We start from the raw sequence: 21,808 nt of genomic DNA on the forward strand, positions 1-21,808 counted from the left end.
GCCAGATCGACATCGTCGCCGTGCTGGTGAGGTTGGACTTGTTCTGATTCTCGCCGCCACCGCCGCCGCCGCCCGATTCGCTCTGGCGCGCCGCCGAGATCTGCAGCTCGCCGCGGCCCTGGCGCTGGGTGACCGGGTAGTCGAACGTGAACCACCGCGTGACCATGCCGCGGCGATAGACGATCAGCGTGCCTTCCACCACTTCCCAGCCCAGGTCCACCGGGTCGCACAGCGAGGCCAGTGCGCGGCCGACCGTGACGTTCTCCAGGTGCACGTTGACCTGGCCCTTCACGTCGGGCGCCAGCTGGAGCCCAAGGCCGGCGCTGGCGGCGACGCTGCGCAGGATCTCGCGGACATCGGCCCAGTCGCTGGTGACGATGGTCACGGGCGCCAGGCCGCTGTCCCACGCGGGCGCCGGCGCTGCGGCACCCGCCGTTGCACCCGGCTCGGCAGCGGCCGACGTCAAGCTCGACGACGAGGCCGCCGGCAGGGCCCAGACCAGCGCCGCCGCCGCCAGCAGGGCCGTCAGGCTGGCGACTGGGCTGCCGAGAAGGCCGCCGCGACGGTCGTCGCCGTGGTTCCACCTGTTCATGGTCATTTCCTTTCGCTATCAGCGTACTCGACCAGGCTGGTGCGACCCTTTTGGTCGCCGGGAGCCGCTCCGGTCACCAGGACATTGGCGTCCTCGCCGGACGAGGCGACGCCCACGGGAAGGAACAGGCGACCGTCGCCGCCGAGTGTGACGCCACGGGTGTCGATGCTCTCGACGCGATAGCCGCGCACCGTGTCGCCGACACGGCACAGGCGACCGTCGATCAGGGCCGCCGGCGCGCCGCTGCCGAGCATCACGGCCGCGCAGGCGAGGGCGCCGGTTCGCGCCGGCGCCGGACGGCCGGACGGAAGGTTCTTCGGGCGGCTCGTCGGGCCGGTCGAGACGACCCGCACCACCGGCGCCGCGGCGCCCTCGACGAACGGGTCGCGCTGCAGCTCCGGACGGGGCCCGGTGACCGGCACGCCGAGGTTCCCGGAAGTGCGGCCGGCCTGCAGGAGCACCACCTCGAGGTCGAGGGGAATGGACGGATGGGCCTGCACACGCGCCGCCTCGGCGCGCCGGGCGCCGGCGCCGCGGGAACCAAAGGTCCTCACGTTGGCGACGACGATCACCACGAGCACGACCGCCACACCGGCAATCACGCCGGGATGGCTAAGATTCAGTTGTCGACGCGACATAGACGTCCAGCTCCAGTTCCACCTGCACGGCATCCTTGCCGGGTTTGATCTCCATTTCGTGGACGGCCACAGCACGGTCCAGGCGGCCGAGGCCGCCCAGGAAGTCCGCGACATCCGCGAAATCACCCTCGAACACGGCGCGCACGCGATAGCCGCCGAGCGTGGCGGCGGGCTCGGGATCGACGATGCCCGGCCCCGTGTCCACCATCTCGTCGAGCTTCATCTCATGCAGTTCGAAACGCACGACACCGCTCTGGTCGGCCACGCGGGCCAGGTCCAGGAACAGTTGCTCGCAGCGTCGCTCCGTCGGGAACAGCCGGTTCCAGACCGGGGTGACGGCGGCATCCCGGGGCGCCAGTGAGCGCTCGAGCCAGAGCCCCGCCATGGTCCACTGGTCCAGGTCGACCAGCTGGGCTTCGACCTGACGCACCTCGCGGTGCTGCTGCAGCGCCCGGCGCCAGGCCGGCACGGCGCCTCCGACCAGGATCGCCAGCCAGGCGACGACCAGCACGCCCACCAGCACCGGTCGACGGGAAGAAAGCGTGCCCTTGTTGAGCTTCATGTCAGATCCCTTCCGCGACGGTGATCGGCTTCAACTGCAGGTCGAGGCTGAAATGCGTTCGCTCTCCACCCTGCCCATCGTCTTCAGGGCGGATGTGCATGCGCTGCGGCTCGCCCTGCAGCGACACGAACTCGCAGTCGCGCAGCGCGGCCAGGAAGTCCACAAACGCGCCCTGGGCGTCGGCGCCGAGTTCAGCCGGGCTCTCGCCCTCCAGGTGCAGGACCGGGTTCCCGGTCTCGTCAGCCTGCAGGCGGATGGTCTTGAACACGACCGTGGGCGGGGCCAGGACCGCCAACTGGCGCAGGATCGATTCGAGGTCGGGACGCGCGGCCGTGTAGAGGGCGATGCGGTTCTCTCGCGCCAGCACGCGCTGCGAGCGATAGATCTCCTCGGCCTGCGTGGCGCGGGTCTGTACCTCGCGCAGCCGTTCCTTCGACTTCTCCAGGTACTCGGCCTGTATCTGCGAGGTCATCAACCCGCCGACCAGGAGCAGCGGCACGGCCGCCACGGCCACCGCACCGGCGCCGATCAGGCTCCGCCGCCGCATGACGGGCGACATGGCGCGGCGACTGTGGCGCGCGCCGAGATTGTGGGGAGAGCCGTCGGCGGCCACGAGGGCGCCCGCCACGGCCAGCAGGTCATCCACCTGCGGCACGTTGTCGCCCCAGACCACGACACTGCTGATGTCCCAGTACACCGAGGGCGCCAGGCCCTGCTGGTGCAGGCGCTCGACGATGCGCGGCGCCGCCTCGTGATCACCGCAGATGATGATGCGCTCGACGTGCGGCGAAGCCTCGGTCTGGCGCGCGAAGAAGATCGAGCGCTCGATCTCGGTGGCGATGCGCCCCAGGTACTCCTCGGGGTCGGCGCCGTTGGACAGGTCCTGCGGCAGGCGACGCGTCATGAGCAGGTGCTCGCGCGTCGAGATGCAGAGGAACGAAGCTTCCTTGCCGATGAAGACCAGGTTCCAGGCCGCGAGGTCCTCGTGTTCGGGACCGTAGCGGCGGTAGAGCAGGTCGAGCACAACGTCGGTCGGCAGCACCAGCCCGGGTTCCAGTCCCCAGCGGAGAGCCTCGGCCATCTGCTCGTCGATGAACGAGCGCGCGGCCTGCAGGATGAAGACGTCCTGCAGCTTCAGGCCGTCGTTGCCCGCCGCGGGGCGGTGCGTGGGTCCCATGGCATGGCACGACACGGCCCACGATTCGGCCACACCGCCGTCCGAACGCGCGGCCAGGCCCTGGGCGGCGCGCTTGAGGGCGCGTCCCTTCATGGGGGGCAGCGTGGCGACGGTGGACTTCGCCTCGGTGTCCGGCACCAGCCAGGCGACGGACGCCGACTCGCGCGTCAATGCCCGCCCGAGGCTGCCGGGCACGGCCTCGCCGTCGCACACACGCTGGAGCTGCACCACCGACCAGCGGCCACGGCCCTCGCGGCGAACCTCGACCGCCACCTGGACCTGACCCTGGCGATGCACACTGAATCCGCGCTTGCTCTTCACTTCGGTCCAGTCCTCCCTGCGCCCGCCCGGCGGGCGCCTGTCCGTTACGGCCCGACGCCGGTCGGAAGGTTGTCGCCGGTCGTCGCGGCGTTGCCGTCGGCCCCGGCCGAATACACGGTCCGCGATGCCGCATTGACGGCGAAGGGCCTTCCCCAGCCGTCGGTGTCGAATGCCGTCGCCAGGTTCAGCGCCGGCCGGTCGATGAGGGGCCAGTTGCCCGTCAGGCCCAGGCCCGAGTCCAGGTTCAGCGCCGACTGCGCGATCTCCAGGCGGTACATGGTCGTCTTGCGCGCCGGCGGCAGGCTGCTGACGTTCAGGCTGATGTCGTCGTCGCCGCCGTTGTCGTTGGCGCGGTCCGGGCCCCAGCTGCGCGCGATGAAGTCGGGCGGGTTGGCCCCCGTGTTGTCGACGATCAGCACGTAGGCCCGCCGCCAGGGATCGGTCACCGCCTCGCCGTCGATGCCGACGTCGAGATACGCATCGGCCAGGTCGCCGGCGGTGGTCGGGAACGCGGCCCGGTCCTCGAAGTAGCGCCGCGCCGCGTCGGCGATCGCCTTCAGTTCGTCCTGGCACGACTCGAGCTTCTCGCGGTTGACCGGACCCGACGCCACGAGCGTCAGCAGGTCGTCGCCGTTGCCCGCGATGGTCCAGTTGCCGCCCAGCGCGCCGAACGTGATCGCCTGGTCGATGCCGCCGCTGGCGATGAGCGCGTCGGCAGCGCCGGCCGGCGTGGTCGTCGGCGCCACGTCATACACGTAGACCGCGTTCCAGGCGTCGGTGGTGGCCTCGACCAGGGGCACGCCCTGCCCGCCGCCCACATAGGGACCCTGCCAGCCGTTGGCGCCCGGGTCGGCCAGGAGCGCCGCCAGGCCCTCGCCCTCGGTCGGGAAGCGCCCCGTGTCCTCAGAACTCGAGCAGGCCCTGTTGCAGCGCCGCCATTTCGCGCAGCGTGGCTTCCTCGCGCGCGCGGGTCATCTCGCGGTACGCCAGCGGAGCCACGGCACCGGCCATGATCGCCACGATGGCCACCGCGACGACGATCTCGATCAGCGTGAAGCCGTCACGGCTTGCCGCGTTGCCCATGCTGCGGTTGTTGCTTCTTGTCGTCATGACGTGACCACCTAGTGCATCCCGGTTCGGATCGACATGATCGGCATCAGCAGCGACAGCGCCGCGACGCACACCATGGCGCCCAGCAACACCAGCACCAGCCCCTCGAAAACGGTGAATGCCTTCTTCAGGTCGCGCGGCAGTTCCTTGTCGATGTGGCGCGACACGGTGAGCAGCACCTTGTCCAGCGAGCCGGTGCGTTCGCCCACGGCGATCATGCGCTGCACCAGCGGCGGGAAGGTGTCGGCGGTGGCGAAGGCCTCGGTCAGCGACAGTCCGCTGGCCACCTGTGCGCGGATGCGCGCCAGCTGCTCCGCCATCACGCGATTGCCGACCACGCCGCGCAGCAGGTCGAGCAGGCGCAGCAGGTCGACTCCGGAGGAGAAGATGACGGAGAAGGTCTTGGCGAAGCGCGACAGCGCCAGCTTGCTCAGGAACGTGCCGATGACCGGCAGCTTCAGCAGTACCCTGTCTCGCAGGTAGGTGCCGCGTTGCGTGTTCAGGAGGACAGTCGCGGACACACCAAGCGCGGCCAGGCCCCCCAGGATGGCCCACCACCAGTGGCCGCAGAACCGGCCCAGGGCCAGCATCGCCAGGGTCAGCTTCGGCAGCTCCATGCCGGAATCGGTGAACAGGCCCTCGAAGCGGGGCATCACGAACAGTACCATCAGCAGGAACAGCCCGACGACGCCGACCAGCAGCATGGCCGGGTAGATCAGCGCCTGCACGGTCTGGCTGCGCAGGTCCTCCTGCCATTCCAGGAACTGGGTGAGCTCGTTGAAGGCGCCGTCGAGCCCGCCCGAGTTCTGGCCGGCCGACACGAGCGCCAGGTACACCGGCGAGAAGACGTGGGGATGCCGCGCCAGGGCCTCGTCCAGTTGCGCGCCGCTATTGACGGCGGCCCGCAGGTCGGACATGAGCTCGGCGAACGGGCCGTCGCACTGCTGCTCGTAGTCGCGCAGGGCGGTGACGGCAGGGACACCCGCCGACAGGCAGGTGGCCATGTGCTGGGTGAACGAGCGCAGGTGCTTGCCCGAGGCGCGGCGGATCGGCGACCAGGCGCCGCCCAGGTGCCCGAAGGTCGGACGGCTGCCGAGCAGCACCAGGCCCTGCTCCAGCAGCACGTTCGCCAGCTGTTCGGCGGTGGCGGCGCGGCGCACGCCCGTGATCGTGGTGCCCGCACCGGTCAGTGCGCTGTAGCGGAATTCCCTCATGACACCACCCTCAGCACTTCGGAGAGGGTCGTGCGACCGTCACGGAACTTTGCGATGGCGTCGTCGCGCAGGGACGTCTGTCCGCCCTCGCGGGCGAATCGTTCCATGTCGGCGGCCTCGCGACGCTCGGCGATCATCCGCCGCAGGTTCACGTCGATGTTCAGGTACTCGAAGACGGCCATGCGTCCCCGGAAGCCCGTATGCCGGCACATGTTGCAGCCGCGGCCGGCGCGGATGTTCGCGCCCGCCATCGCCGCCGCATCGAGTCCGAGCAGGGCCAGCTGCGCCTCGTCGGGCACGACCGTCTCGCCGCAGCCGTCGCAGACCTGGCGCACCAGCCGTTGCGCCACCACCGCCACCAGCGTGGCCGACAGCAGGAACGGCTCGATGCCCATGTCGAGCAGGCGCGGGATGGCGCCGGCGGCGCTGTTCGTGTGCAGCGTGCTGAACACCAGATGGCCGGTCAGCGCGGCGCGGATGGCCAGCTGGGCCGTCTCCACGTCGCGGATCTCGCCGACCAGGAGGATGTCCGGGTCCTGCCGCAGGATGGCGCGCAGGCCCTTGGCGAAGGTGAAGCCCTTGGCGGTATTCACCTGCGCCTGGTTGATGACCGGCAGCTCGTATTCGACCGGGTCTTCCAGCGTGATGATCTTCGTGTCCGGCCGGTTCAGGAACGTGAGCGCCGAGTACAGCGTGGTGGTCTTGCCCGAGCCCGTGGGCCCGGTCACCAGGATGATGCCGTTGGGCCGCGTGATGTCGCGCTTGAACGTCTCGAGCATCGGCGCGGGCATCTTCAGGCGGTCGAGGCCGACGATCAGCGCCTCCTTGTCGAGGATACGGCAGACGATCGTCTCGCCGTGCACCGTGGGGAACGTGGACACGCGCATGTCCACCTTCTTGCGGCCCGTATCGAAGAGAATGCGCCCGTCCTGCGGCACGCGGCTCTCGGAGATGTTCATCTCGGCCATGATCTTCACGCGGGTCACGACGATGGGCAGCAGTTCCTGCGGCAGCACCGCGCCCTGCACCAGCCGGCCGTCGATGCGGTAGCGGCAGCGGAGGACCTTCTCCTCGGGCTCGATATGGATGTCGGTGGCGCCTTCACTCACGCCCTGGCGCATGAGCCCGTCGACCAGGCGGATGTAGGGCGAGTCCTCGTGGCCGAGGTTGCCGCCGGCGTCGAGCGCGCGGCGCGCAGCCTCGACCAGGCCGGGAATGTCGTCGCCGGCGCCGCTCTCGCCGCCGAAGTGGCGCAGGATGGCGTCCTTGATCTCGCTCTCGGGCGCGTGAACCACCTCGATGTACTTGCCCGTCAGGCGCGCCAGTTCGTCGGTGGTGGCCAGGTCCAGCGGGTTGGCCATCGCCACCTGCAGCGTGCTGCCGCGCAGGCGCAGCGGCAGCAGCGACTTCGCCTCGGCGTAGTCGCGCGGCACGTTGAGCAGCACGACGCGGTCGATCTCCAGCCGCGTCAAGTCCACGCACTCGACACCGGCCTGGCTGGCCAGCACGCGCGCAATTTCCCGTTCCGAACAGATGCCCAGACGCTGCAGGGTCACACCCAGCTTCTCGCCCGTCTGCTTCTGTTCGCGCAGCGCCAGATCCAGTTTCTCGGGGGTCAGCGTCCCCGATTCCACCAGGATCTGTCCCAAGCGCTTCGTCTTGACCTGGGACATACCCCCTCCTTGGGCGCAGTCGATCGACAATGCTCCGACCCGGCCCAACGCAAGAGGCGTTCCCTGCCCGGCAGCGATTGCCGCCGACCGGCGCCCGCCCGGAACGCCAGCGCACCCGACGCGAGCGTCCCGCCAACCAGCACTATTCCAACAAGTTAGAGAGCAAGCGACTTTCTCGTATCATATACGGATAATCATTAGATGAGAGCTTTCCGGGCGGGCAACCCGGCGACGCCGGCGGCCAGAAGCGATCCGTACGGGTCAGGAACCGGCCAGGCGCCGGCAACAGGCAGAAAAAAGCGGAGGGCCCTCGAAAGGGCCCTCCACGATCAACGGGTATGCGGTCCGAAGCCGCCTCTAGAGCGCCGAGTCGATCCCGAGGATCTCCCAGGTGCGCCGGGCCGCCTCTTCGCCGTAGGTGACCTGGTCGCCGATGCGCGCGCCCATGAACGCCTGCGCCAGCGGCGCCTGGTAGTTCAGGACGCGGTTCTCGACATCGGTATCCCAGGGCCCGAGGAAGGTGTAGATCTCGTCGGCGCCGCTGTCGATCTGCCGCGCGGTGACGCGCGTACCGACGTTGACGAAGCCGGTGTTCGACATCTCGTGGTTGATGACGCGGGCCGCCGCCAGTTCGCTTTCGAGGCGGGCAGCGCGGCTGGCCAGCTGGTCGCGCTTCTCCAGCGCAGCGGTGTACTCCGAGTTCTCGCTGAGGTCGCCGTGCGAGGCCGCCTCGCCGATCTGGCGCGCCACCTCGGGGATCTCGACCTGGACGATGTGGTTGAACGCCGCCTCGGTCCTGCGCAGGCCGTCCTCGGTCGTGTAGATCGAGGCGCCGTCCTGCCATTCCTTCGTGGCTTCGATGAAGATGTCGGCGTAGCGCGAGCGCAGGTAGCCCAGCAGCTGGGTGCGCTGCGCCGGGCTGAGGCCGGCATTGTCCTCGATGACGCGCTTGAGGCGGATGGCCTCGATGCGGTCGGCCTGCTCGAGCAGCGCCAGAAGAGGCCGGTTGTTCTGCACCGCGAACGAGGCGCGGGCATTCTCCAGCATCTTGAGGTGCTTCTCTTCCATCGACATGCCGTACAGGCGCCCGCTGCCGTCCAGCAGCGAGAACATGGCCGCGGCCACGCGCGCCACCGGCAGGCCGGACTGCGTGGCCAGGAAGACCGAGGCCTGGTTGCCCGAGTGCATCGAGCGCCACGCCCAGCACAGCAGTTCGGGGCTGGCGGTGGGCTTTTCCATGGCCTGTTTCAGGGCCGCGCCCAGCACCTCGAGCTGGCCGGCCTCGAGCAGCGCACGCGTGATGGAGTCGCACAGGCGGCGGCCGGTGCGCAGGAGCACGGCGGCCCAGACGGCGCCCCAGCTCTCGGGCATGGCTTCGCGCAGGTAGTTCAGGACCCGCATCAGCAGGCCTTCGGGCAGGTCCAGGCACAGGTGGCCCGGGTCGCCGATGCGCTCGAGGACCTGGCGCGCGGCGCGCGGGTTCGGCGTGGCCACCGGAACGCCGCGGGCGGCGATCTCGGCATGCAGCGCCAGGCCGGCCAGGGCCAGGCCAGGGTTGTCGGCCAGCACGCCGACGGCCACCTTGGCGGCGCCGTTGCCCAGGTGCACGAGCAGCGCCTCGTCGACCTGTGCCGTCTCGCCGCTGCGTTCGCCGCGGTTCAGCTCGTCGAGCAGGCCCAGCACCTTCAGCAGCTTGTCCTGCGGCGTCTTCGCGAAGTCGAACTCGCGCCGCATGCGATCCTCGAAGCGATCGGCCTGGCGCAGCAGCTTGAAGCTGGGCTGCGAGCCGTCCGACATGCCGATCATGGGATCGCGCTTGAGGGCGGGCTTGGCGGTGTTCCACCAGTCCTTCCAGCCCTTCTCGTCGAGCAGCTGGACCAGGTGGCCCTTCAGGTCCTTGTACATGACGCGGCCCTCGCGGCTCGACCGCAGGGCCAGCTTCACGAAGGCGGCAGGGTCACTCGCGGCCAGCTCGCGCAGCTTGCCGGGCACGTAGAGCAGCATGGCGCCGAAATCGTCGGCGGGGCGCGGCGAGAGCTTCAGCACGGTGTCGGGGCCGTACTCGGAACGGCGATCCTGGAAGATGAGCGTCAGGCGACCGGTGCGCGCGTCGACCTTCTCCACCATGCCCGGCACGAGGAACGAACGGTCGAGCGCGAAGGCGCCCGGGTGCAGGCGCACGTACAGGTCGACGAGCACCAGCGCGGCGTCCAGCTTCGGCTCGCGCTCGAGCAGCAGGTCGAGCAGGTCGGGCAGCGATTCGAACGAGGCGAACTGCTCCTGGTACAGGCGACGCGCCAGCTTGGTCAGGCTCGCGGCGTTCGGCTGCTGCACGGCAGCCTCGCGCACGGCGGCGAGCGCCGCCTCGGGGCCCTTCTTCAGTTCGACCCATTCCACCAGGGTGATGAGCATGCGCTCGGCTCGGGCGGGTGCGTTCTGGCGGCCGACCTGCCCCGCGATGGGAGCAAGTTCGCGCCAGGTGTAGTCGCCGCTGGCAAGGGCGTCGGGCCAGAGGCCCTCGAGTTTGTCGAAATCGCGCGCGTTGGCGAGCTTGCCGAGCTTGATCAGGGAGGGTCCCGCGGTCTGGTCTTCGCTCATCGTGCCCCTCTACTCATTGCTGTGAAAAATCGCGAGCGTCCCACAATAAGCTATGGCGGGGCTTGGCGAAAGGTCGCCGTTCATGGGGTGGAGGGTCGCACAAAGGGTCCGGGGGCTGTCCTCGCGCCTTGCGGCGCTGCGGATTGCCCCCGGACCATTTGTGCGACCCTCCACCCCGCAGTAGCGGCGAGCTTACGCAGCGACCGCCATCCCCGGAGGGGATGGCGGCGCTAAGAGCATTGGGAATTGAGACTTACGGAGTCTTGGTTATTTCACCATCGTCATTTTTCCGGTTTTGACCATGGCGCCGGCGGCATAGCGGGTGATGTACATGCCGGCGGCGGAGGGCTGGCCGTGGTCGTCGCGGCCGTCCCAGGTGACTTCGTGCCAGCCGGCGGTGCGGTTCACTTCGAAGGTGCGCACGCGGCGGCCGTCGACGGTGTAGATCTCCAGGCTCATGAGGTCGCCGGTGCCCAGGTCGTCGGGCACGCCGTAGACGATGCTGGTCTCGGGGTTGAACGGGTTCGGGTAGTTCGGCTCCAGCTCGGGGGCCGGCGGGATCGGGCCCTGGCCGCCGCCCTGGCTCTCGAAGTACACGGGGTCCGACCACTCGCTGAACTCGGAGGCATTGCCTTCGCTGTCGACGCCGCGCACGCAGATGCGCTGCACCACGTCAGGCTCGGCGTCGAGCGTCCAGAGGGTGTCCTCGACGGTGGCGGCGAACGCCTCGCCGTCGGCGCCGCGCAGCAGGAAGACCTCGTAGAAGGCCGCTGCCGGGCGCTGCACGCCGCCGTCGTCGACCGGGCTGGGTTCCCAGTGGAATTCCATGGAAACGATCTCGGCCGCGGCGGGGAAGGCCACCAGGGCGCCTGCGGCCACCAGGGCCAGGGTCAGGAGAGTATGCCGGTTCCTGCTCACGAAAGTGCCTCCTGCCGACGTTGCATTTCCACGGATGCGGGCACGTTGCAGGCCGGAGGGTGCAATCGGGATGCCATGGGCGGATTTTACGGGGGCTCCGGCAGGGGCGTGGGAATCATCAATGATGACAAGGAGTTTCGCGGGCGCCCGGCGGCACGCCGGGAAATCGGCGGCCATCGGGAAGAATCAGCCCTGCGGATCCGGGCATCCTGCAACGGGAGAGCCGCCGGGCTGCCCGGTGCCGGGGCCGCGGTCGTCATCCGCCCCTTCGTCGTCGTCATCGTCGGGCATGGCCGCCAGGCGGCGCCGGGTGCGGATCACGCGCGCGATGGCGCCCACGGCCAGCAGGAGCGCCAGCAGCACGAACAGCGCGGGCCAGCGCGTCAGCAGCACCAGCCAGCCGAAACGCATCTCCATGGCGCGGGCAAAGCGGTCCTCGAAGACCTCGAGCGGCGCGCCGGTCACCTCGGAAAGGCGTCGCGGAAGTCGCCGCTGAGGCGCCCGGCCGCCAGCAGGCGCCGCACGATGTCGGGGCCGAAATCGTCGAACAGGCGCCCCACCGCCAGCTCGCTGGTCAGGTAGGCGCGGGTCGCGCGGTGGGTGCCGCCGGGAAAGGCGCCCCGCAGGTCCGACAGGTCCGGCACGCGGCCTTCCATGGCCAGGGTGACGGTGTCGGTGAAGCGCCACTCGCCCGATAGGCGCATCGCCAGGCCTTCGTGGAGCCAGGCGGGCAGGTCGGTGTCGCCCCCCGCGCGCATGAGCAACGCGTGCACCATCTCGTGCAGGAAGACCTCGCGCACGCCGCGCCCCACCGCCGGCAGGCGCACGTGGTCCAGCGCCACCACGCGCCCGCCCGGCAACGCCACGCCCACGCCCCAGTCGGGCAGGCGCGTGCCGAACAGGCGGCCGAACGAGGCGGTGTCCAGCACGAGGCAGAAGACGGTGTCGGGCGCGGCACCACTGGCGGGATCGAACGGGTGCAGGCCGAGCTCGGCGGCCAGTCGCGGCGCCTCGGCGGTCCAGGCCGCAGCGCACTGCTCGGCCGCCTGCCGCGCCGCTTCGTCCTCCACCTGGAAGGCGACTACGGGCAGGTCGAGGCGGGCGGGCGCCGGCGCGGCGCCCATGGACACGGCGCCCACGGATACGGGGCGCATCAGGACGCAGGCTGCGGCCAGGGCGATGATGACGGGCAGATGGCGCAGGTGGCGCAAACGGGCTCCAGGTTCGCATCAGGACGCGGCGCGCAGCACGGCGATGGTAAACGACCGGCTGCAGAATTATTCTGACGGCTCGCCGCGCCAACGGGCAAGATCGCATCGCGACGCTTCAGCGACAACGCGAAGGAACCATCGTGCAACCGGACCAGGGCACTGTCGAAGCGCTGGAGGCGATCCGCGCCGGGCTCACCGCCTCGACGCGCGTGACCGTGTTGACCGGCGCCGGCATCTCGGCCGGCAGCGGCATCCCCACGTTTCGCGGCGCGCAGGACGCGCTCTGGAGCCGCTACTGCCCGGAAGACCTGGCCACGCCGGCCGCCTTCAGGCGCGACCCGGAGCTGGTCTGGCGCTGGTACGACTGGCGGCGCGGGCTGATCGCCGCCGCCGAGCCCAACGCCGCGCACCGCGCCCTGGCCGCCCTGCAGGACCGCGTGCGCCTGAGCCTGGTCACGCAGAACGTCGACGGCCTGCACCAGCGGGCGGGCAGCCGCGACGTGATCGAGTTCCACGGTTCCATCTGGAAGCTGCGCTGCACCGGCTGCGGCGCCGGCGGCGAGGACCTGCGCTCACCGCTGCTGCCGCTGCCGCCGCTGTGCGGCGCCTGCGGCGCGCTGCTGCGGCCGGGTGTGGTCTGGTTCGGCGAGGGCATCGACCCGGAAGTGATGCGCCGGTCCGCTGCTGCGGCCGGCGCCTGTGACCTGATGGTGGTGGTGGGCACGGCCGGCGCGGTCTACCCCGCGGCCGGCCTCGTTTCAGCGGCGCGCCAGGGTGGCGCTCGCGTCCTGGAGTTCAACCTCGAGCCCGGCGGCGTCACCCACCTGGCGGACCTGTTCGTGCAGGGCGATGCGACCCAAACCCTGCCCCGCCTGGCTCCATAGGTTGGTCGCGTTGCGCGGCGCCTTCACGTCCGACGCCACGCACGGCAGCAGCAGGTAGAACGAGTTGCCGTCGCGGTCGGCGCTGTCCAGGAAGATGCGCCCGCCGTGGTGCTCGATGGCCGCCTGCGCGATGGGCAGGCTCAGGCCCGAGCCCTTGTGATGGTGCTCGATGCGGCCCACCAGCTCGAACTTGCCGAACAGCGCGCGGCGGCGATCCTCGGGAATCGGCGCGCCGGTGTTGAAGATCTCGACCAGCAGCCAGCGGATGGGCGTCGACTCGTAGTCGCGGAACGACTTCTGCGACCACAACCGGCGCACCATCTCGGCGTCCGGCTCGACGTGCCCGCTGGCAAGGCCGGGAATCGACTCGGCACGGCGGATGATCAGGCTGCCGCCTTCGCGATTGTGCACGACAGCGTTGGAGAGGATGCGCTCGAGCGCCAGCTTGAGCACGTTCAGGTCGCAGAGCACGGCCCATTCGTCATCACCGGCGAATTCGTTCACCACGGTGATGTTCCGCAGCCGCGCGCGTTCGCGCACGCCGCACAGGCCCACTTCCAGCAGGCTGTCGATGGGCACCGGGCGCAGGTTCAGTTCGCGCTCGCTGCTCTGCACGGCCGTCATCTGGATGGCGTCGTTCATGAACCCCGACAGGCGGCGACCGCTGCTGGCGACGATGTCCACGATCTCGGGCAGGTGCAGCGCCTGCACCGCCTCGCGCTGCACCGGGTCGGCCTTCTGCAGGGCCGAGCGCATGAACTCCACGCCGCCCATCAGCGACGTGAGCGGCGTGCGGACCTCGTGCGAGATCAGCACCAGGAAGTCGTCCTTCGCCTTGTCGGCCAGCCGCAGGTGGTCCATGGCGGCTTCGAGCCGCTCGCCCTTGTCGTGCGCCTCGCGCCGCGCCTCGCCCAGGCCCTCGGCCATCACGTTGAAGCCGGCGATGAGGCGCCCCACTTCGTCGGCCCGGCCCGGCTCCAGGCGCCGGGCGAAGTCGCCGCGGGCCACGGCCTCGAGGTTCTGCGCCAGCACCGTCTGCCGGCGCTCCTGCTCCGTCAGCACCTGGAACACGCCGATCAGGGGCGCCACCAGCGCCACGCCGAGCACGACGAGCACCAGCAGCGCGAACTGGGTGCTGGCCGCACGCAGTCCCTCGTGCCGGGCGGCCACGACCACGGTGAAGGGCATGGTCGCATCGCGGGCGGCCGCAGCCACCGCCGGCGCCCGCACCAGGCCGCCGCCGCGGTCGATCATGGTGCCGGCCGAGCGGGCCAGGGCGCCGAGCCGCCAGCCGTCGACCGGCCGGTCCGAGCCCTTCAGCGTGAACGCGTACTCCGACAGCGGGCGGCCCACGCGCAGGTCGCGCGCGGCGGAGCCGAGCACGATGCCGTCATCGTCCAGGAGGCACCACCAGGAAGGCGGCGCGTCGCGGCGCACCAGCTCGTCCAGGTCCAGGAAGTAGACCGCCGCCGGCGTTGCCGACAGCGCAGGGTCCTGCCGCACCACCACCGGCAACAGGGCGCGGGTGACGGGACTGCCGTGGTCGTGCCGCCGCTCCACGTGGACGGGCGGGTAGACCAGGACCGGGTGCCAGGGATTGTCGTCCAGCACGCGCTGGCGGCTGCGCCCGGCAGGCATGGCGAATTCCACCGCGGCCAGCGGCGCATAGCCGGCCAGCCACTGCGAGAGGTACTGCTCGTTGTCGCCGAGCCGCAGTGATTCGGCCAGCAACGGGCCGCCCTGCGCCGCACCGCCGACGCCCGGCCCCACCAGCGCCACGGCCCCCAGCAGGTCGAACTGCAGCAGTCCGGCGGCCCAGTCGGCGTCGCCGGTCGCGGCCGACTGCGCGGCCAGCTCGTTCTTGCGCGCATCCACGGCCAGCGCCACCCCCACGGCCCGCTGGCGGACCTGGTGCAGGGTGTCGGCGCTTTCGCGCTGCAGGCGGGCTGAGAATTCGTTCAGGGACTGCTGGGCGAACAGGAGCCAGCTGGTGGCCGCCAGGGCGGCAATGGCCAGGAAGGCTGCCGGCAGCACACGGGCGGCAATGCGCCACCGGGTCTGCTCGGTGAACGGGTTGGCTGCCGGACTCAAGAGGAAAGCTCCGTTCCCGGCGGGGGCCCGGCACGGGGGGCGATTACGTGCCTGGGCGACCAGCCTTGCCAAGGGGTTATCGTCGCCCTTCGGGAAAGATTGACCGCGTATTTGCAGGGGGTTAATGATGGGGTCAGGGGTCGGCGCCAGGCCGGCCGGGCCGCAGAAGCGACCCAGAGGCGGCCACGACCGGGAGCCGGACATCCATGGGCCAGCGCAGGCTCTTGCTGATCAACAAGTTCTACCACGATGTGGGCCCCGCCGGCGGGGTCGGCCGCTACCTGGTGCAGGAAGAGGAAGACCTGGCAGCCGCCGGCTGGGAAGTGGTGCCGTTCGCCATGGCGGACCCGGATGCCCGCCCGTCGGCCTGGAGCGGCCACTTCGTGCGGGCCCGGGACTACAGCCGCCCCCGGCTGGGCGGCGACGGCCTGCGCGACGCGTTGTCGCTCATCTGGAACCGCGAGGCCGCCCGCAAACTTGAAAACCTGATTGTCGCCACGCGTCCCGCCGTGGCCCACCTGCACAACATCTACCACCACCTGAGCCCGTCCATTTTGCCGGTCCTGCGCCGCCACCGCATCCCCGTGGTGATGACGCTGCACGACCTGCGCCTGCTGTGCCCGGCCATCCACATGCTGCGCGACGGCCACGTGTGCGAGAAGTGCAAGGGCGGCCACTACCACCAGGCGGTGCTGGGGCGATGCGTGAAGGAGTCGCGCGCGGCGTCGCTGCTGGCGGCGGTGGAGACGGCGCACCAGAGGGGGCGGCGGCTGTACGAGGACGGGGTGGAGACGTTCCTGTGTCCGAGCCGGTTCTACGTGGAGAAGTACGCGCAGTGGGGTTTTCCGCGCGCGAAGCTGCGCCACCTGCCGAACTTCGTCGACCTGCAGGCCTGGCAGCCGGAAGCACTGCCGGAAGCCTCCGTGCGTGACGCCTCCATCTACTTCGGCCGCATCTCGCACGAGAAGGGCCTGCGGTTCCTGCTCGAGGCCCAGCAGCTGTGGGAGCGCGGACACGCCGAGGGAAGCATCGACCGGCCGCCGCTGGAACTGCTCATTGCCGGCAGCGGGCCTTGCGACGGCAACCTGCGCGCGAAGGCGGCGCAGCTCGAGCTGAAGACCGTGAAGATCCTGGGGCCGCTCGACGGGCCGGCCCTGCGCACGGCCATGGCTCGTGCACGTTTCAGCGTGATGCCCTCGGTGTGGTACGAGAACGGGCCCATGGCGGCGCTGGAATCACTGGCGTGCGGGCTGCCGGTGGTGGGCTCGGACATCGGCGGCATTCCCGAGATGATCGAGGACGGTGTAACCGGTTACGTGGTGCAGCCGGGCGACCCGTCGTCGATCCTCGGTGGCCTGCTGCGGGCCGCCGCACTGCCCGACAGCGCGCGCGCTGCGGCCAGGGAATGGGCCTGCAGGCACGCCGGCCGGACCGAACACATGGCAAAATTGCAGGCGATCCTGGAGGCGGCCGCCGGCCGTTGACGGGTGGATTTTAGCGGCGGGCAGGGCGATATTGGCCGGGTGTCGTGACCGCCGCGCCCGCGGAAAGAGTCTGGTCGAATCGCCAAGCGCACCGGCTGTCGCCGGCGCCAACCGAAAGGCGTCTTCATGAAGGATATCGGCAAGCGGGGCCTGATGACCCGCATCATCCATGCCGGTCAGCACACCGACCCGCACACCGGCGCCGTCGCCACGCCGATCTACCAGACCTCCACCTTCGCGTTCCGTGATGCCGACCACGGCGCCGCCTGCTTCCGCGGCGAGCCCGGCTACAAGTACACGCGCCTGGGCAACCCGACCACCGCGGCGCTGGAAGACAACATCGCCAACCTGGAAGGCGGCTGCGGCGCCCTGGCGGCCGCCAGCGGCATGGCGGCGGTCAACATGGTGTACCTGACGTTCCTGGGCCAGGGCACGCACATCGTGGCCACCGACGCGGTCTACGGCCCCAGCCGCATGATCCTCGAGAACGAGTACCCGCGCTTCGGCGTCGCCTCCACGTTCGTCGACAGCTCCGACCCGCAGAACGTGGCGAAGGCCATGCGTCCGGAGACCAAGCTGGTCTACCTGGAGACGCCGGCCAACCCCACGCTGAAGCTGACCGACCTCGAAGCCTGCGCCGCGATCGCCCACAAGGGCGGCGCGCTGGTCGTGGTCGACAACACGTTTGCCTCGCCGTACCTGCAGAACCCGTTGCAGCAGGGCGCCGACATCGTGCTGCACAGCATGACCAAGTTCATCAACGGCCACACCGACGTCGTGGCGGGCATCGTCATCGCGAAGGATCCGGAAGTGCTGGCCCGCCTGCGCAAGGTGCACTACAACTTCGGCGGCACCATGGACCCGCACCAGGCCTGGCTGGTGCTGCGCGGCGTCAAGACACTGGGCCTGCGCATGGAGCGCGCCCAGGCCAACGCCATGAAGCTGGCGACGTTCCTGGAGAAGCACCCGAAGGTGGCCTGGGTGCGCTACCCCGGCCTGGAGAGCCATCCGCAGTACGCCCTCGGCAAACGGCAGATGCGCGGCGGCGGCGCGGTGCTCAGCTTCGGCGTGAAGGGCGGGCTCGAGGCCGGCAAGTTCGTGATCAACAACGTCGAAGTGCCGGCCCTGGCGGTCAGCCTGGGCGGCATCGAGAGCCTGATCGAGCACCCGGCCAGCATGACCCACGCCGGTGTGCCCCTGGCCGAGCGGCTGGAGGCCGGCATCAGCGACGACCTGGTGCGCGTGGCCGTGGGTTGCGAGACCTACGAGGACATCGAGGCCGACCTGGCCCGAGTGCTGGAGCTGACCTGAGCACCCGCGACGCGAATCCCCATCGGCGCGTGACCGACGGCCTGGCCGCCGGCGCCGCCGGCCGGGGGGGCGACCCCTGGACCGTCGACTACGACGCCCACCCGCTGCTGGACCCGGGCTTTCCCCCGCGCGGCTCGCGCCTGGGCCAGCTCACGCGCCTGACCTTCCGCCGCATCCTGCGCAGCGACACCGCGTACGCGCAGGAGATGTCGCGCTTCTTCTGCCCCGCCAACCTCGACGGCGGGCACTGCATGACCTTCAGCGAACTGCGCGCCACGACCGCCGGCTACCTGCACGAGGCCGACGTCTACCTGATGGCCGCCATCGACCTGCTGCCGCCCGAAGTACGGGAAGCCGTGGCCCCGCTGGAGATGGTCACGCAGTGCGACGACCTGCGCGACCTGATGGGCATCTCGATCCACGGCGCCACCGACCGGGTGCGCTTCGAGGCCCGCCGCAAGCTGTGCCTGGCGCAGCTGCTGCTGCAGGTGGAGCAGTCGCGCAACATCCAGGACGGCCACCTGCACAAGAGCCTGTTCGAGGACATCCTCAACGAGGGCCTGTGGCGCCACACGAAGCAGATCCACGACCTGACCGTGGGCTTCCGCCTGGTCGACGGCGGCTCGCGGGTGGAGTACTCGTCGCGCCCCTCGACCGGCGACATGCGCTGGAACTTCCGCTCGACGTTCATCGAGAAGGAGCACGACGGCCGCGCCATCGCGCTGGACGTGCTCTACTACAACTGCCGGTTCAAGCGCTCGGTGGCGCCGGTGAGCTATGAACTGGTCGACGACGGCTCGCACCGCGTGATCGAGAAGATCCGCTGGTCGGAGATGCGCCAGGAAACCAGCGGCCCCGTGCTCTCGAAGATGATCCGCAAGGGCATCAACAACCCGGCCGAGCTGGGCGACATCATCGGGGCGATGTTCATCGTGAACGACAACGACGCCCTGGGCGACCTGCTGCAGCTGCTGGACTCGTGCGTGGGCACGCCGTTCGGTTGGCGCAACGTGACCGACACGCTGTCCAGCGCCGAGACCGCGGGCGCCGAGCTCAACACGTGGAGCAGCCGGGCGTTCAAGGTCTTCAAGGGCGATATCGACGTGCTGGTGCAGCCGGAGGGCGCGGACCGGGCTTATCGGTTCCCGGTGGAAGTGCAGATCTACACGCTGGAAGCCTACCTGCGGACGGTGTGCGGGCAGCATGAGGCGAGTCACCAGGCGTTGAAGCAGCGGCAGTTCCTCTATGGACTGGCGCCGCGGTTGTTCCCGCGGCGCATCTTCGGATCCGACTGGCTGGCGTTGTAGAAAAATCGCGCCCTACGGGAAATGGTAGGGAACGCGGAGCTCCTCCACGATCTGGCCGAGCGACCAGATCTTGTACTTGAAGGGGTCCGGGTAGCTGCCCGTCTTCCACTCCAGTTCGACACGGCCGTATTGGAAGTCACGGCGGATGAAGTTGCCGTCGTACACGGGCGGCCCGATGGGTTCGCCAACGCAGATGCTCACTGCGGGCCAGCCGTATGTGTAGCTAAAGGTGGAACCGTCCTGGGTATTCCACGCTGCGTAGCCGTCCATGAGCATGGCCAACACGCGGAACTGGTTGCCGGTCTGGACCGTGGTGACGACGCCATTGTGGTCGACGTACCGGTTGATCCAGACATTGGACAGGATCATCCAGGGCCCGCCGTTCTGCGTGCGCAGTGAACTGCGCGTGTTGAACAGGTTGTAGGCATACGCCGGGTCCATCGAATTGCGCGCATTGGGTTGCGGGAAAAACAGCGTTGGATAGAGTTCGTACATGAGCCCGTCGGCCAGCGCGGCAAACGCCGGATCGCCATAGCCCCTCTGGCCGTTGAAGATCTGGATGTAGTCCTCGCCGAGCGAATCGCGCAGAGCGGTGACAAGGGCAACCTCACCCGCCCTGAACGCGGTCAATTCGTTCGGGTCGGACAGATGCGCGATACCGTCGCCGTCCATATCGGGGTCGCCCTGGATGTTCAGGTCCGGATAGACCCACAGGGCGGTGTTGAAGTAGTCCCAGTAGATGCCGTCAAACTGGTTCAGCGAGCTCCGCTGAAACTCGACGATGGTCTCGACCATGACGCGACGGCATACCGGGTTGATCGTATTGACCACCACGGCGCCCGGGAACACCATCGACGTGTCGCCGGCGGTGGTGTAGACCCAGTAGGGCCGCAAGCGCGTGTACCATTGCTGCCAGAACGAACCGGGCGGAAGAATGGCGCCCGACACCCGCGACGTGAAGGCCGAAACATAGCCCACGACCTTGAGATCGGGATTGATCGCCTTCAGGTTCTGGATCACCGGCACGTTGGCCAGCGCCGAACCGGCCCAGAGTTCGTCCGCGGTGACAACCAGCAGGTCCGCCTGCGCCAGGTTTTCGAGGTGGGCCTGATCCTGCCAGTTGCTGGGATTGAGCTGCAGCACAGCGACGTTGCGCGGCGAGTGCGGCGCGAACGACACGCCCCTGTCGCTGGCGATCACGCGCGCGCGCATCTGCTCGACCAGGATCGGAGCCGGGACCGCGCCATAGTCGAGCTGGATGGCCCGCCCCGTGCCGGGCTGACACCGGCGCCGATGTGGCCGGTGGCGTTGAGCACCGGGTATCCCCAGGTGGTCCCGCCATCGGCCGACAACTGAAGCGAAATGAAAAGCAGGTCGCCATCAGCGTCGGCAACGCTGTAAGTGATGTCGAGGATGCGGCTGCCGTCCAGGCGCTGGGCCAGGACGACATTGGAAACCACCGGTGCTGCCGCGTGTGCGGCGAACGCCAGAATGCAGATTGCGAACAGGACAGCCGCAGCTGCCCAGATTCCGGGTAGCACCCGGTGATGCCCCAGCATGGCCCCCGATCACAATTGAGTCAAAGAACGTGGTTGCCGCACGTACATCCTGCGCGCTACCTACACGTTACGAAATTGCGGCCATCTCCGCCCCCAATGAGGCTCCCGTTGCCGGAACGATCGCGAGAAAAGAAGATCCGTGGGCTATCCGCAGCGCCGAAGGCGCGAGGACTGTCCATGGATCTTCTTTTCTCGCGATCCTCTGCAGGGATCTACGGGAAGTGGTACGGCACCTGAGTTCCTCGACGATCTCCCCGAGCGACCAGACCTTGTACTTGAACGGGTGGGGATAGCGGCCTGTCTTCCATTCCAATTCCACACGACCGTACTGGAAGTCGCGACGGATGAAGTTGCCTTCGTAGACTGGAGGACCGATGGGCTCGCCAACACAAATATCGTTGGCCGGCCAGCCGTACGTGTAGCTGAAGGTAGAGCCGTCGTTGGAATTCCACGAGGCGAAGCCGTCCATGAGCATGGCCACGACACGGAACTGGTTGCCGGTCTGGAGCAAGGTGACCTGATTGTTCTGGTCGGCGTACTGGTTGCGCCAGGGATTGGACATCACAATCCAGGGGCCGCCGTTCTGATCGCGCAGGCGGTTGCGCACGGCGTAAAGGTTGTGCAGGAAAGACGGGTTCAGCGCGTTCTGCATGTTCGGCTGCGGAAAGCCCAGCGTCGGGAGAAAGCTCGTACATGGACCGTCGGCCAGACCCGCGAACGTGGAATCGCTGTAGGCCCGCTGGCCATTGAAGAACTGGATGAAGCCCTCGCCCAGGCTGTCGCGCACGGCCGAGACCAGAGCCACCTGGGCGTTGCGGTAGGCGGCCAATTCGTCAGGATCGGCCCAGTGGCCGATGCCGTCGCCGTCCATGTCCGGGTCGCCGAACGTGTTGGGCATATCGGTGTAACCCACAGCGAATGGTTGAAATAGTCCCAGAGGATCCCGTCGAATCGGTTGGCGGACGTGCGCTGGAATTCACAGATCGTACCGACCATGGCTGCGCGGCAGGCAGGATCCAGGATGTTCACGATGACATTGCCGGGCCAGTCCTGCGCCGTGTCGCCGGTGGTGGTGTAGGCCCAGTACGGCCGCGTGGCATTGTACCAGGCGTGCCAAAGGCGTTGGCCGACGGACTGGCCCCGACAACTGTGCGGTCT

19 protein-coding genes are annotated in these 21,808 nt (G+C 69.1%); 3 read left to right on the forward strand and 16 right to left on the reverse strand.

Features of this window, described 5'->3' with window-relative positions; translation table 11 throughout:
• From IPG61_20080 to IPG61_20140, 13 genes are all read right to left on the reverse strand, one after another.
• A partial coding sequence (locus IPG61_20080; protein ID MBK6736317.1) for a hypothetical protein occupies window positions 1–592 on the reverse strand: 592 nt, incomplete at its 3' end.
• Window positions 593–594: 2 nt separating this feature from the next.
• Window positions 595–1,230: a hypothetical protein gene (locus IPG61_20085; protein MBK6736318.1), complete on the reverse strand. Its 636-nt coding sequence runs from the start codon at window positions 1,228–1,230 to the stop codon at window positions 595–597.
• Window positions 1,205–1,792: a hypothetical protein gene (locus IPG61_20090; GenBank protein ID MBK6736319.1), complete on the reverse strand. Its 588-nt coding sequence runs from the start codon at window positions 1,790–1,792 to the stop codon at window positions 1,205–1,207. The genes IPG61_20085 and IPG61_20090 overlap by 26 nt, the downstream gene beginning before the upstream one ends.
• A gap of 1 nt (window position 1,793) precedes the next feature.
• Window positions 1,794–3,290, reverse strand: a complete 1,497-nt coding sequence (locus tag IPG61_20095; GenBank protein ID MBK6736320.1) for a hypothetical protein — start codon at window positions 3,288–3,290, stop codon at window positions 1,794–1,796.
• A 44-nt stretch (window positions 3,291–3,334) separates the two neighbouring features.
• Window positions 3,335–4,159: a hypothetical protein gene (locus IPG61_20100; protein ID MBK6736321.1), complete on the reverse strand. Its 825-nt coding sequence runs from the start codon at window positions 4,157–4,159 to the stop codon at window positions 3,335–3,337.
• A 34-nt stretch (window positions 4,160–4,193) separates the two neighbouring features.
• Window positions 4,194–4,373, reverse strand: a complete 180-nt coding sequence (locus tag IPG61_20105) for a prepilin-type N-terminal cleavage/methylation domain-containing protein (protein ID MBK6736322.1) — start codon at window positions 4,371–4,373, stop codon at window positions 4,194–4,196.
• A gap of 38 nt (window positions 4,374–4,411) precedes the next feature.
• Entirely contained in the window at window positions 4,412–5,614 is a 1,203-nt protein-coding gene (locus IPG61_20110) for a type II secretion system F family protein (GenBank protein ID MBK6736323.1), read from the reverse strand.
• On the reverse strand, window positions 5,611–7,287 hold the full coding sequence (tadA, locus tag IPG61_20115; GenBank protein ID MBK6736324.1) for a Flp pilus assembly complex ATPase component TadA: 1,677 nt from the start codon (window positions 7,285–7,287) through the stop codon (window positions 5,611–5,613). The genes IPG61_20110 and tadA overlap by 4 nt, the downstream gene beginning before the upstream one ends.
• A gap of 357 nt (window positions 7,288–7,644) precedes the next feature.
• Window positions 7,645–9,885: a GreA/GreB family elongation factor gene (locus tag IPG61_20120; GenBank protein ID MBK6736325.1), complete on the reverse strand. Its 2,241-nt coding sequence runs from the start codon at window positions 9,883–9,885 to the stop codon at window positions 7,645–7,647.
• Between the two features lie 267 nt (window positions 9,886–10,152).
• A complete protein-coding gene (locus tag IPG61_20125; protein MBK6736326.1) occupies window positions 10,153–10,803 on the reverse strand; it encodes a T9SS type A sorting domain-containing protein in 651 nt (216 codons plus the stop codon).
• 186 nt (window positions 10,804–10,989) lie between these two features.
• Window positions 10,990–11,268, reverse strand: a complete 279-nt coding sequence (locus tag IPG61_20130) for a hypothetical protein (protein ID MBK6736327.1) — start codon at window positions 11,266–11,268, stop codon at window positions 10,990–10,992.
• Complete coding sequence (locus IPG61_20135) at window positions 11,265–12,014, reverse strand: hypothetical protein (GenBank protein ID MBK6736328.1); 750 nt, start codon at window positions 12,012–12,014, stop codon at window positions 11,265–11,267. Before IPG61_20135 ends, IPG61_20130 begins: the two co-directional genes overlap by 4 nt.
• Before the next feature lie 758 nt (window positions 12,015–12,772).
• Complete coding sequence (locus tag IPG61_20140) at window positions 12,773–14,989, reverse strand: HAMP domain-containing histidine kinase (protein ID MBK6736329.1); 2,217 nt, start codon at window positions 14,987–14,989, stop codon at window positions 12,773–12,775.
• A gap of 206 nt (window positions 14,990–15,195) precedes the next feature.
• Between IPG61_20140 and IPG61_20145 the strand changes: the two genes are divergently transcribed.
• The 3 genes from IPG61_20145 (at window position 15,196) to IPG61_20155 (ending at window position 19,091) form a co-directional block, all read left to right on the forward strand.
• The gene (locus IPG61_20145; protein MBK6736330.1) at window positions 15,196–16,473 is read left to right on the forward strand and encodes a glycosyltransferase; all 1,278 of its coding nucleotides are present in this window, start codon (window positions 15,196–15,198) and stop codon (window positions 16,471–16,473) included.
• Between the two features lie 126 nt (window positions 16,474–16,599).
• Window positions 16,600–17,784 (forward strand): PLP-dependent transferase, encoded by a 1,185-nt coding sequence (locus IPG61_20150; protein MBK6736331.1) that lies wholly within the window; start codon window positions 16,600–16,602, stop codon window positions 17,782–17,784.
• 29 nt (window positions 17,785–17,813) lie between these two features.
• Entirely contained in the window at window positions 17,814–19,091 is a 1,278-nt protein-coding gene (locus IPG61_20155; protein ID MBK6736332.1) for a hypothetical protein, read from the forward strand.
• Window positions 19,092–19,103: 12 nt separating this feature from the next.
• On the opposite strand, the gene IPG61_20160 is transcribed toward IPG61_20155, so the two are convergent.
• The 3 genes from IPG61_20160 to IPG61_20170 all read right to left on the reverse strand — a co-directional run bounded on the left by IPG61_20160 (window position 19,104) and on the right by IPG61_20170 (window position 21,548).
• Entirely contained in the window at window positions 19,104–20,291 is a 1,188-nt protein-coding gene (locus IPG61_20160; protein ID MBK6736333.1) for a hypothetical protein, read from the reverse strand.
• Window positions 20,288–20,650: a hypothetical protein gene (locus IPG61_20165; protein ID MBK6736334.1), complete on the reverse strand. Its 363-nt coding sequence runs from the start codon at window positions 20,648–20,650 to the stop codon at window positions 20,288–20,290. Before IPG61_20165 ends, IPG61_20160 begins: the two co-directional genes overlap by 4 nt.
• A gap of 67 nt (window positions 20,651–20,717) precedes the next feature.
• Window positions 20,718–21,548, reverse strand: coding sequence for a hypothetical protein (locus IPG61_20170; GenBank protein ID MBK6736335.1), 831 nt, complete (start codon window positions 21,546–21,548; stop codon window positions 20,718–20,720).
• Between the last annotated feature and the right edge of the window lie 260 nt (window positions 21,549–21,808).

The sequence above is a fragment of the bacterium genome (assembly GCA_016703265.1).
In the GTDB taxonomy this organism is placed as follows: domain Bacteria; phylum Krumholzibacteriota; class Krumholzibacteriia; order LZORAL124-64-63; family LZORAL124-64-63; genus CAINDZ01.